The sequence below is a fragment of the Streptomyces sp. SID4985 genome (assembly GCF_009863025.1).
Classification (GTDB): Bacteria; Actinomycetota; Actinomycetes; order Streptomycetales; family Streptomycetaceae; genus Streptomyces.
This window is the reverse complement of record NZ_WWIR01000130.1, coordinates 1-11,722: the sequence shown is the minus strand read 5'-3', so window position 1 is coordinate 11,722 and position 11,722 is coordinate 1. Positions and strand designations below refer to the sequence as shown.

Genomic DNA, 11,722 nt, shown 5'->3' with positions numbered 1-11,722 from the left:
GGCCGGGGCGGCGCCGGAGCGGTGCAGTCGGTGGACCGCGCGGTGAGCGTGCTGGAGATCCTGGCCCGGCACGGCGAGGCCGGGGTCACCGAGATCGCCGACGAGCTGGACGTGCACAAGTCCACGGCGTTCCGGCTGCTCGGCGTCCTGGAGAACCGGGGTCTGGTGGCCCAGGCCAAGGACCGGGGCAAGTACTACCTCGGCGCCGGGGTGCTGCGCCTGGCCGGGGCGGCGGCCGTCCGGCTGGACATCTCGCAGGAGGGCGTCCCGGTCTGCCGCGAGGCGGCGGACGAGCTGGGCGAGACCGTCAACATCGCGGTCCTGGACGACGACGCGGCCGTCAACATCATGCAGGCCCGCGGCACCGCCGCGGTGACCGCGCAGAACTGGCTCGGCAGACGCACCCCCCTGCACGCCACCTCCAGCGGCAAGGTGCTGCTCGCCCACCTGCCGCCGACCCTGCGCGAGGGCCTGCTCGCCCGCCCGCTGCACCGCTACACCGAGCGCACGGTCACCGGCGCGACGATGTTGCGGGCGGAGCTGGAGGCGGTCGTGGAGCAGGGCTACGCCATGACGGTCGAGGAACTGGAGCTGGGCCTGGCCGCCGTGGCCGCGCCGGTCCGCTCCCACGACGGCAAGGTGATCGCGGCGATCAGCGTGTCGGGGCCGGTGTACCGGCTGAACGCGGACCGGCTGCCGGAGGTGGCGAAGCGGACGGTGGCGGCGGGCGCCGAGCTGTCCCGCCGGATGGGATACGGCTTCTGACGTAGCGTCGTCCGGATTGGCGAACACCCGCGCGGGGCAGGGATTTCCGGCCCCGCGCGGTGGTGTGTCCGGCGGGTTTCGGCCATCGGATTCCTTTTGCCAAGGCTTAACGCGCGCCCCTTGACGGCCCCGTGACGGCGTTCTCACTATGTTCCCCATCACGCAACCCATCGTGCACTGCGCAACAGGAGAGGAGCCTGTCGTGCCACACGAGGTGACGCCCCGGGTGATCGTCGTCGGGGCCGGGATCGTCGGCTGTTCCCTCGCGGACGAGCTGACGGCGCGGGGCTGGACGGACGTCACCGTGCTGGAACAGGGGCCGTTGCCCGCGCCCGGTGGTTCGACCTCCCACGCACCCGGGCTGGTCTTCCGCACCGGTCCGTCGCGGACGCTGACGCGGTTCGCCGCGTACACCGTCGAGAAGTTCTCCTCGCTCGACGTGGCCGGTGTGCCCTGCTTCGAGCCGGTCGGCGGTCTGGAACTGGCCACCACCCCGGAACGCCTGGCCGACCTGCATCGCCGGGCCGGTTTCGCCGCCTCCTGGGGCGTGTCCGGCGAGGTGGTGGGCGCGGCCCGCTGCAAGGAACTCTGGCCGCTGCTCGACGAGTCGGTGGTGCTCGGCGGCTTCCACACCCCCGGCGACGGGCTGGCCCGCGCGGTACTCGCGTGTCGCGCGCAGCTGGACCGGGCGGTCGCGCGGGGTGCCCGTTTCCTGGACCGGCACACGGTGACCGGTGTCGCGCGGGAGGACGGCCGGGTCACCGGAGTCCACACCGACCGGGGCTTCTTCGCGGCCGACCACGTCGTCTCGGCGGCCGGGTTCTGGGGTCCGGTCGTGGGCCGGATGGCCGGGGTCGACGTGCCGCTGCAGCCGCTGGCGCACCAGTACGCGCGGACCCGCCCGCTGCCCGAGCTGAGCGGGGCCTCCGCCGAGGCGACGCGGCCGATCCTGCGCTTTCAGGACGCCGACCTGTACTTCCGCGAGCACGGCGACCGGATCGGCATCGGCTCGTACGCGCACCGGCCGCTGCCCGTGGACCCGTTCGCGGTGCCGCCGTACCACGAGGCGCGGGCGGCGGGCCGGGAGATGCCGTCCTCGTACCCGTTCACCGAGGAGGACTGGGCGCCGAGCTGGGCGGAGTGCCGGCGACTGCTGCCCGCGCTGCGCGGGACGGAGATCGAGAGCGGGTTCAACGGGGTGTTCTCCTTCACCCCGGACGGGATGCCGCTGCTCGGGGAGTCCCGGGAGCTGCGCGGGTTCTGGCTGGCCGAGGCGGTGTGGGTGACGCACTCGGCCGGTGTGGCGCGGGCGGTGGCCGAGTGGATGGTTGACGGGCGGCCGTCGATCGACGTGCACGACTGCGATGTCACGCGATTCGAGGAAGCGCAGCGTTCACCGGCGTACGTCCGTGAACGCGGTTCACAGCAGTTCGTCGAGGTGTACGACGTCATCCACCCGCTCCAGCCGATGGAGCGGCCACGGCCGCTGCGTGTGAGCCCCTTCTACCCACGCCAGCAAGAGCTGGGCGCGTACTTCCTGGAGGGCGGCGGCTGGGAGCGCCCGCACTGGTACGAGGCGAACGCGCCGCTGGTGGCGGGACTCGGGGAGCTTCCGGCGCGCGACGACTGGGCCGCCCGCCACTGGTCCCCCATCGCCGCCGCCGAGGCCCGCGCCACCCGTGAGCGCGTCGCCCTCTACGACATGACCCCGCTGCGCCGCCTGGAGGTCACCGGCCCCGGCGCGCTCGACTTCCTCGACCGCCTGACCAGCAACAACCTCCGCAAGAAGCCCGGCGCGGTCACGTACACCCTGCTCCTGGACGAGTCCGGCGGCATCCGCTCCGACCTGACCGTCGCCCGCCTGGGCCCCGAGCACTTCCAGGTGGGCGCCAACTCCCCCGCCGACCTCGACCATCTCCTCCGCCACGCCCCGGACGACGTCCACATCCGGGACATCACCTCCGGCACCTGCTGCGTCGGCGTCTGGGGCCCGCTCGCCCGTGACCTGGTCCAGCCGCTGACCGGCGACGACTTCTCCCACGAGGGGTTCGGCTACTTCCGCGCCAAGCGGACGCACCTCGGACACGTGCCGGTCACGGCGCTGCGGCTGAGCTATGTGGGGGAACTCGGCTGGGAGCTGTACACGACCGCCGACCTGGGGCTCCGGCTCTGGGACAGGCTGTGGGAGGCGGGCCGCGACCTCGGTGTGATCGCCGCGGGCCGCTCCGCCTTCAACTCGCTGCGGCTGGAGAAGGGCTATCGCGCCTGGGGTACCGACATGACCTGCGAAGACACCCCGTACGAGGCGGGCCTCGGCTTCGCCGTCCGCATGGACAAGGAGCACTTCACCGGGCAGGACGCCCTGCGCGCCCGGCCGGAACCCACCCGCACGCTGACCCCGCTGCTGCTCGACGACCCGGCCGCGGTGGTCCTCGGCAAGGAGCCGGTGCACCTGGACGGCGTCCCGGCCGGTTACGTGACCAGCGCGGGCTACGGCTACACGCTGGGCCGGTGCGTCGCCTACGCCTGGCTGCCGGCCGGGCTCGCCCCGGGCACCGGCGTGCACATCGAGTACTTCGGCGAGAAGCTTCCGGCGACGGTCGCCGAGGAGCCGCTGTTCGATCCCGGGATGAGCCGCCTCCGCCGCTGACCGCACCCACGACCGGCCCGCCGCTGAAACGTCCCCCTCAGGAGGTCCGCACCGTGTCCCCCGCTCACGACGTGATCGTCATCGGCCTCGGCGGCATGGGCAGTGCCGCCGCCCACCATCTGTCCGCGCGCGGCGCCCGCGTGCTCGGCCTGGAGAAGTTCGGCCCGGCGCACAACCGGGGCTCCAGCCACGGCGGTTCGCGGATCACCCGCCAGTCGTACTTCGAGGACCCGGCGTACGTACCGCTGCTGCTGCGCGCCTACGAGCTGTACGAGGACGTGGAGCGGGCCACCGGCCGGGAGATCGCGACCCTGTGCGGTGGTGTGATGGTCGGGCCGCCCGACTCGCGCACCGTCGCCGGTTCCCTGCGCTCGGCCACCGAGTGGGATCTGCCCCACGAGCTGCTGGACGCCAAGGAGATCCGCCGCCGCTTCCCGACCCTGAACCCGTACGACGACGAGGTGGCGCTGTACGAGGCGAAGGCGGGCCTGGTCCGCCCCGAGACCATGGTCTCCGCCCACCTCGAACTGGCCGCCGGACACGGCGCCGACCTGCGTTTCGAGGAGCCGGTGCTGAGCTGGGAGCCGTACGGGGACGGCGTACGGGTGCACACGGCGCGCGCGTCGTACACGGCCGGGCAGTTGGTCATCTGCCCCGGCGCCTGGGCACCCCAGCTGCTGGCGGACCTCGGGGTGCCGGTCACCGTGGAGCGGCAGATCATGTACTGGTTCCAGCCGAGGGGGGGCACGGAGCCGTTCGTGCCCGAGCGGCACCCCGTCTACATCTGGGAGGACGCGCGGGGCGTCCAGGTGTACGGCTTCCCGGCCATCGACGGGCCCCAACTCGGCGCCAAGGTGGCCTTCTTCAGGAAGGGCCAGGTCACCACCCCGGAGACCATCGACCGGACCGTGCACGAGCACGAGGTGCAGGCGATGGCGGACCACATGTCGCGCTGCATCCCGGACCTTCCGGGCACCTTCCTCAAGGCCGCGACCTGCATGTACTCCAACACGCCCGACGAGCACTTCGTGATCGCCCGCCATCCCGCGCACCCCGGGTCGGTGACCGTGGCCTGCGGGTTCTCCGGGCACGGCTTCAAGTTCGTGCCGGTCGTCGGCGAGATCCTGGCCGACCTGGCGCTGACCGGCGAGACCGCGCACCCGATCGGCCTGTTCGACCCCGCCCGCTTCACGGCCGTACCCGGCCGAACCGCCGCGCCCAACCGCACCGCCACGCCCGCCGCCCCCGACCGAGGAGACCGCCCGTGACGACGACCCCGATCTCCCCGGCCGGTTCCCTCCCGCCGAGCCTGATCGCCACCCTCCCCGGCGGCTACTACACCGACCCGGAGGTCTTCCGGCGCGAGCAGGCGGCCCTGTTCGAGTCGATGTGGATGTGCGTGGTGCGCGCCGCCGACCTGGACCGCCCCGGCGCCTACCGCACGGTCCAGGTGGGCCGCGAGAGCGTCGTCGTCACCCGGAGCCGCACCGGCGAGCTGCGGGCCTTCCTGAACGTGTGCCGCCACCGGGGCGCCCGGCTGTGCGCGGAGGAGTCCGGGCAGGTGCGCCGGAACCTCCAATGCCCGTACCACGCCTGGACGTACGACCTCGAAGGCCGGCTGATAGCCGCGCCCAACCTGGTGAAGATGCCGGACGTGGACCGGGACCGGTACGGCCTGGTCAAGGTGGCCCTGCGCGAATGGCTCGGCTACGCCTGGGTGTGTCTGGCCGACGAGCCGCCCTCCTTCGAGGACACCGTGGTCCACGCGGCGGTCGAACGGCTCGGCGACCGGGCCGCCATCGAGCACTACGGCACCGAGCGGCTGGCCCTCGGCAGGCGCGTCACCTATGACGTGAAGGCCAACTGGAAGCTCATCGTCGAGAACTTCATGGAGTGCTACCACTGCGCCACGATCCACCCCGAACTCACCGAGGTACTGCCGGAGTTCGCGGAGGGCTACGCGGCCCAGTACTACGTGGGCCACGGCGCGGAGTTCGCCACCGGGGTCGAGGGCTTCACCGTGGACGGCAGCGCGGGCTTCGGCAGGCTCCCCGAGGTGAGCGCGGACCAGGACCGCCGCTACTACGCGATCACGGTCAAGCCGACGGTGTTCGTGAACCTCGTGCCCGACCACGTCATCCTGCACCGCATGTTCCCGCTGGCCGAGGACCGCACGGTGGTGGAGTGCGACTGGCTGTACGCGCCGGAGGTGGTGGCGTCCGGGGCGGACGTGTCGAAGTCGGTGGAGCTGTTCCACCGGGTCAACGAGCAGGACTTCGCGGCGTGCGAGCGCACCCAGCCGGCGATGTCCTCGCGCGCCTACCGGGCGGGCGGGGTGCTGGTGCCGAGCGAGCACCACATCGGCGGCTTCCACGCGTGGCTGCTGGCAGCGCTGGACGCCAACTCCGTTGATTGAAAAGCGAATTCACGGGTATCTCCTCCGCCACTTCCTCCTCTCCAGGCCCACCAGGAGTCCGCCTCAATGACCACCACCGAGCCGTCGTCCGGTTCGCACCACCACGACGACACCGAGCTGGCCGAGTTCGGCTACCGGCCCGAACTCAAGCGCACACTGGGCAACTTCCACACCTTCGCCGCCGGGATCAGCTACATCTCCATCCTGACCGGCACCTTCCAGCTCTTCTACTTCGGCTACGGCAGCGGTGGTCCGGCCTACTGGTGGTCGTGGCCGATGGTGTTCCTGGGCCAGTTCGCGGTCGCCCTGTGCTTCGCGGAGCTGGCCGCCCGGCATCCGGTGGCGGGGTCGGTCTACAACTGGTCGAAGAAGATAGGCAATCGGCACCTCGGCTGGCTGGCCGGATGGATGATGCTGATCGCCTCCATCGTGTCCATCGCGGCGGTCGCGCTCGCCTATCAACTGACGCTCCCTCAGATCTCGTCCACCTTCCAGTTCGTGGGCGACGGCACGGGCACCTATGACGTGGCGACCAACGCGGTAATCCTGGCTGCCGTGTTGATCCTGTTCACCACGCTGGTCAACGCCTTCGGGGTGCGGCTGATGGCCACGATCAACGCGGCGGGCGTGTTCATCGAGTTGATCGCGAGCGTGGTGCTGGTCATCGCGTTCGCCGTCCACATCACGCGCGGACCGGGCGTCGTCCTGCAGACGAACGGCACCGGCTCCGGCCACGGCGCCGGATATCTCGGCGCCTTCCTGGTGGCCTCGCTGGCGTCGGCGTACGTCATGTACGGATTCGACACGGCGGCCTCGCTGGGCGAGGAGTCGCTGGACCCCTCGCGCAACGCGCCGCGCGCCATCGTCCGCGCGGTGGTCGCCTCCTTCGTCCTCGGCGGTCTGGTGCTGCTGCTCGCGCTGATGAGCGTGTCAAGCCTGAAGGGCGACAAGCTGTCCACGGACGGCCTCCAGTACGTGGTGCTCGACGTGCTCGGGCCGACGGCGGGCAAGGCGATGCTGTGGTGCGTGCTGATCGCGGTGACGGTGTGCGCGCTCGCGGTGCACACGGCGGCGATCCGGCTGGCCTTCGCGATGGCCCGCGACAACAACCTGCCCGGCTCCGCGCTGCTGGCCCGGGTGAGCCCGCGCTTCCGGACCCCGGTGCTGCCCGCCGTGCTCATCGGCGTCCTGGCGCTGGCGATCCTGGTGGTCAACATCCGTCAGCCGCAGATCTTCACGGTCGTCACCAGCATCGGCATCGTCATGATCTACCTCGCCTATCTGGGCGTCACCGCGCCGATGCTGGTCGCGCGGCTTCGTGGCAGGTGGCAGCCCGCCGGTGACGGCAAGTTCTCGCTGGGCCGCTGGGGGCTGTTCGTCAACGTGGTCGCGGTGGTGTGGGGCGCGGGCATGACGCTCAACCTGCTCTGGCCGCGCGCCGCCGTCTACAACGCGACCGCGCCGTACCACTGGTATCTGCGCTGGGGCGCGGTGCTGTTCGTCGCCGTGATCGCCGGGGGCGGGTTCGCCTACTACTGGTTCGTCCAGCGCCACCGCACCGGAGTGCTCGCCGGACACCGGCTGGAGGAGACCGCTCCGGACACGACTCCGGGCACACCCGTTGCCGACTGAAATCCACTCCAGGGAAGGGCTGTTGCGATGAGCGGCGACACGTTCGACTACGTGGTGGTCGGCGGCGGCACGGCGGGCAACGTCGTCGCCGCGCGACTGTCGGAGGACCCGGCCGTCACCGTGTGCGTGCTGGAGGCGGGCCCGAGCGACGAGGGCGTGGACGACGTGCTCCGGCTGGAGCGCTGGATGGGACTGCTGGAGTCCGGCTACGACTGGGACTACCCGGTCGAGCCGCAGGAGAACGGCAACGACTTCCTGCGGCACGCCCGGGCCAGGGTCCTCGGCGGCTGCTCCTCGCACAACTCCTGCATCGCCTTCTGGGCCCCGGCCGAGGACCTGGACGACTGGGCGGCCCGGGGCTGTACGGGCTGGGGCGCGGCCGACCTCTTCCCCCTCTACCGGCGCGTGGAGGACAACGACGCGCCCGGCGACCACCATGGCCGCGGGGGCCCGGTCCGGCTGCGTACGGTCAAGGGCGCCGACCCGTGCGGCACGGCCCTGCTGAAGGCGTGCGCGCAGGCGGGGATACCGACGGTGCCGTTCAACTCGGGCCGCACGGTGGTGCGCGGGGCCAACTGGTTCCAGATCAACGCCGACGAGGACAACATCCGCCAGTCCTCCTCCGTGGCCTACCTCCACCCGGTGCTCGGCAAGCGGCCGAACCTGGAGGTGCGCACAGGGGTACGGGCCAAGCGGCTGCTCCTGGAGGGGCGCCGGTGCGTGGGCGCGGAGTGCCTTGCCCCCGACCTCGTCCACACCCGCACCGTGCGCGCCCGCCGCGAGGTGATCGTCTCCTGCGGCTCCATCGACTCCCCCAAGCTGCTGATGCTCTCCGGCATCGGCCCGGCCGCCCATCTCCGCGAAGTCGGCATCGAGGTGGCCGTGGACGCCCCCGGCGTCGGCGCCAACCTCCAGGACCACCCCGAGGGCGTCATCATGTGGGAGGCCCGCCACCCCATGCCCACCACCTCCACCCAGTGGTGGGAGGCGGGCATCTTCTACGACACCGAACCCGGCCTGGACCGCCCCGACCTGATGTTCCACTACGGCTCGGTCCCCTTCGACATGAACACGGTCCGCTGGGGCTACCCGACCTCGGAGAACGCGTTCTGCCTGACGCCCAATGTCACGCGGGCACGCTCACGCGGGACGGTACGGCTGCGCACCCCCGACTTCCGCGACAAGCCGGTGGTCGACCCGCGCTACTTCACCGACGAGCACGATGTGCGGGTGATGACGTACGGGCTGCGGCTGGCCCGACGGATCGCGGAGCAGCCCGCGCTGGCGGGGTGGGCGGGGGCGGAGCTGGCGCCCGGCCCGGATGTGCGGACGGATGACGAGCTGCTGGAGTACATCCGCCGCACGCACAACACGGTGTACCACCCGTCCTGCACGGTGCGGATGGGCGGGGTTCATGACCCCGCGGCTCCCCTCGACCCACGGCTGCGGGTCAAGGGCATCGAGGGGTTGCGGGTGGCGGACGGTTCGGTGATGCCGGACCTGATCTCGGTGAACCCGTGCATCACGACGATGGTGATCGGTGAGAAGTGCGCGGATCTCTTGAGAGAGGACGGCTGAACTGGCTTCAGCGGCTGCTAAGGCTTGTCGACGACGGCGATGTCCAGGCGTTGTTGATGGAGTCCGGGGCGCGCGAAAAGCGCGGCTCCGGTGTCGGTCCGGTGCTGACCGGCGAGGTCGCTGAAGGTGCCGCCCGCTTCTTGGACGATGGGAATCAGAGGGGCGATGTCCCACGGACCGGCTCCCAGGAGGAGGAAGGCGTCCACCTGACCGGTCGCGACGAGAAGAGCGCCATGGCAGGTGCCGGACCCCGCTGGTTCAGTCTGGACGGAGGTGGCCGGATGCCGATGGCTGCGTTCTGGGCACTTCCGCCTTCGGTGAGAGCCAACCGGTGTGCCGGTGCGTCCGGGGTGGAGGGGCCTGGCCCTGTCCAGGAGCCCGAGTCTGGCCTGGCCCACCACCGACGGCCCAGGGCAGGGGCGGAGACCATGCCCAGGGTGATGCGGCCGTCCTCCTCCAGCGTCGGTCCGCTGCTGGCGCTTCAGCCTCGCAAGCGGTTCCGCAAGGACACCGTGCTCTTCGTGGACGGCACCATGGTGCCCACCCGCGACCACACGGTGGCCGAGCAGTCCCAGAACTATCGGTACTCCACCAATCGTCTATCTCGGTACCGGGCTCTGCCCGTCCCGCGACCGACTACCGCCGGAGGAGACCGTCAGTTGGTGGCGAGAAGGTGCTCCAGCCAGTTGCGGCGTGCCGCGACAGCGGCCTTGCTGATCCGCGCCTCGGGGGCTTTCCGGTCGAAACCGTGGATTCCGCCGGGCCACACGTGCAGCTCGGCTTCGCCGCCGGCCTGCCAGATCCGGTCGGCGTAGGCGAGGACCTCATCGCGCAGGCATTCGGCGGAGCCGACGTCGAGGAATGTGGGCGGCAGGCCGGCCAGGTCGGTGGCGCGGGCGGGCGCAGCGTACTGCGGCACGTCGGCTCCGCCGTGGAGGTCGCCGAGCAACGAGCTCCAGGCGAACCTGTTGCGGCTGCGGTCGAAGAGCTCGACGTCGTCCATCTGCAGGGCCGAGGCGCTGTCGTTGCGGTCGTCGAGCAGCGGGGCGATCAGCAGCTGGCCGAGCAGGCGGGGACCGCCCTTGTCGCGCACGGTCAGAGCGAGCGCGGCGCCGAGGGTGCCACCGGCGCTGAAGCCCGTGACGACGATGCGCTCCGGGTCGATGCCGAGCTCGTCCGCGTGGTCGGCGACCCACAGCAGACCGGCGTGAGCGTCGTTGATCTGGGCGGGGTGGGGATGCTCGGGCGCGAGCCGGTAGCCGACCGAGATCAGCGTGGCCCCGAACAGCTCGGCCGTCTCGAGTATCTGGTCGAGCCCGGTGCGGTGATCGCCACCGTAGAAGCCGCCACCGTGTATGGAGTAGAGCGCCGGCCGCGATGCGGGCGCATCGGAGGGTGTGCACACCAGCAGCGGGATCTCGGGGGCGCCGTCCAGGCCGGGCACCGAAAGCTGGAAGACGGTGAAGCGCCCGCCCTGGCTGAGGTCCTCGAGCGCCGCCACCGCGGCGTCGACCTCCGCCGCGCGGATCACCGACAGCTTTTCGAGGCTCATCGGCGCCAAGTCCGGTTCCTCCGCCAGGTAGGCGTCATAAGCGACCTGAAGTTCGGCATCGAGAGGAACGGGAACGACGGGCACGGTCTTTCCAGGTTCAAGATCCATGCGCGCACGCTAGCGCCCCTGCTCTTTCCGCATCATCCAGTTTTCACGCTTTGCCGATCGCGCAGCAGGGCCGGACGGATCAGCGGCGTGGGTCAGGCGTGGGCCCGCTCGATCCCGACCAGTCTCACCGAGTAAGAGGTCCTAACAAAGGCGTTGGATGTGTCGGTGAGTGATCAGGCAGGTGGCGAGACCGAGGAAGGCCTCGTGGATGTCGTCGCGTCGCTCCCAGCGGATCCGCAGGCGGCGAAAGCCGTGCAGCCAGGCGATGGTGCGCTCGACGACCCAGCGGAAAATGCCCAGGCCAGAGCCGTGTTGCACGCCTCGCTCAGCGATGACCGGGCGGATGCCGCGCTGCCACAGTAGGCGCCGGTATTTGTCGTGGTCGTAGCCGCGGTCGGCAAGCAGCGTGTCGGGTCGATGTCTGGGGCGGCCGACGACGCCGGCAACCGCCGGGATCTTGTCGAGCAGGGGCATCAGCTGGGTGACGTCGTTGCGGTTTCCACCGGTCAGCGACACCGCGAGCGGGATGCCCTGGCCGTCGGTGAGAACGTGGTGCTTGCTGCCCGGCCGTGCGCGATCGACCGGGCTGGGACCGCTTTTGGGCCCCGTCGAGCGGCCCGGACGTGGGAGGAGTCGATCACCGCCCGGGACCAGTCCAGCTTGTTCGCCGCCCGCAGCTTCTTCAGGAGCACCAGGTGCAGTTCGTCCCACACGCCGGCCTCGTTCCACGCGGCGAGGCGCCGCCAGCAGGTCATGCCCGAGCCGAAGCCCAGTTCCTGCGGCAGGTACTCCCACTGGATGCCCGTGTGCAGGACGAACAGGATCCCGCACAGCGCCTGCCGGTCCGGGACTCGCGGTCTGCCCTCGACCAGCTTCGGACCCGGCACGGGCAGCAACGGCTCGATGAGCGACCACAGTTCGTCCGAGACGATCCAGGGCCGCGACTGACGTTTCCCCACGATCGGACCAACGACCAGCCAATCCGAAAGTCACATGATCAACGGCTTCTGTTAGGACCTCT

The 11,722-nt window shown here is 70.9% G+C and carries 9 protein-coding genes and 1 pseudogene; 7 read left to right on the top strand and 3 right to left on the bottom strand.

From position 1 onward, the window contains the following. Nucleotides 1-21: 21 nt before the first annotated feature. The 6 genes from GTW40_RS05140 (at nucleotide 22) to GTW40_RS05115 (ending at nucleotide 9,041) form a co-directional block, all read left to right on the top strand. On the top strand, nucleotides 22-765 hold the full coding sequence (locus GTW40_RS05140; protein WP_161178948.1) for an IclR family transcriptional regulator: 744 nt from the start codon (nucleotides 22-24) through the stop codon (nucleotides 763-765). 202 nt (nucleotides 766-967) lie between these two features. Further along, nucleotides 968-3,415 carry an FAD-dependent oxidoreductase gene (locus GTW40_RS05135; RefSeq protein WP_161178947.1) on the top strand — a complete coding sequence of 816 codons (2,448 nt, stop codon included), beginning with the start codon at nucleotides 968-970 and terminating at the stop codon, nucleotides 3,413-3,415. A 53-nt stretch (nucleotides 3,416-3,468) separates the two neighbouring features. After that, entirely contained in the window at nucleotides 3,469-4,683 is a 1,215-nt protein-coding gene (gene solA, locus GTW40_RS05130) for an N-methyl-L-tryptophan oxidase (protein WP_161178946.1), read from the top strand. Continuing rightward, nucleotides 4,680-5,831 carry an aromatic ring-hydroxylating dioxygenase subunit alpha gene (locus GTW40_RS05125; RefSeq protein ID WP_161178945.1) on the top strand — a complete coding sequence of 384 codons (1,152 nt, stop codon included), beginning with the start codon at nucleotides 4,680-4,682 and terminating at the stop codon, nucleotides 5,829-5,831. The genes solA and GTW40_RS05125 overlap by 4 nt, the downstream gene beginning before the upstream one ends. Before the next feature lie 66 nt (nucleotides 5,832-5,897). Further along, on the top strand, nucleotides 5,898-7,463 hold the full coding sequence (locus tag GTW40_RS05120; protein WP_161178944.1) for an amino acid permease: 1,566 nt from the start codon (nucleotides 5,898-5,900) through the stop codon (nucleotides 7,461-7,463). A 27-nt stretch (nucleotides 7,464-7,490) separates the two neighbouring features. Next, nucleotides 7,491-9,041: a GMC family oxidoreductase N-terminal domain-containing protein gene (locus tag GTW40_RS05115; RefSeq protein ID WP_161178943.1), complete on the top strand. Its 1,551-nt coding sequence runs from the start codon at nucleotides 7,491-7,493 to the stop codon at nucleotides 9,039-9,041. A gap of 17 nt (nucleotides 9,042-9,058) precedes the next feature. On the opposite strand, the gene GTW40_RS05110 is transcribed toward GTW40_RS05115, so the two are convergent. Further along, complete coding sequence (locus GTW40_RS05110; protein WP_161178942.1) at nucleotides 9,059-9,439, bottom strand: inositol monophosphatase family protein; 381 nt, start codon at nucleotides 9,437-9,439, stop codon at nucleotides 9,059-9,061. A gap of 63 nt (nucleotides 9,440-9,502) precedes the next feature. On the opposite strand from GTW40_RS05110, the pseudogene GTW40_RS05105 reads away from it, so the two are divergent. After that, nucleotides 9,503-9,637, top strand: a pseudogene (locus GTW40_RS05105) (IS5/IS1182 family transposase); the annotation flags it as partial. 59 nt (nucleotides 9,638-9,696) lie between these two features. Here GTW40_RS05105 and GTW40_RS05100 read toward each other — a convergent pair. Further along, a complete protein-coding gene (locus GTW40_RS05100) occupies nucleotides 9,697-10,701 on the bottom strand; it encodes an alpha/beta hydrolase (RefSeq protein ID WP_161178941.1) in 1,005 nt (334 codons plus the stop codon). Nucleotides 10,702-10,842: 141 nt separating this feature from the next. Continuing rightward, nucleotides 10,843-11,660 (bottom strand): IS5 family transposase gene (locus GTW40_RS05095; protein ID WP_343245599.1). Its coding sequence is split into 2 segments (ribosomal slippage): nucleotides 10,843-11,324 and nucleotides 11,324-11,660, totalling 819 coding nucleotides; the frame shifts between segments, so codons are not numbered across the junction. Nucleotides 11,661-11,722: the final 62 nt, after the last annotated feature.

Excerpts from the sequence above, each read along its gene's own strand:
- GTW40_RS05120 (WP_161178944.1), top strand. The coding sequence starts at position 5,898 with ATGACCACCACCGAGCCGTCGTCCGGTTCGCACCACCACGACGACACC.
- GTW40_RS05115 (WP_161178943.1), top strand. The coding sequence starts at position 7,491 with ATGAGCGGCGACACGTTCGACTACGTGGTGGTCGGCGGCGGCACGGCG.
- GTW40_RS05100 (WP_161178941.1), bottom strand. The coding sequence starts at position 10,701 with ATGGATCTTGAACCTGGAAAGACCGTGCCCGTCGTTCCCGTTCCTCTC.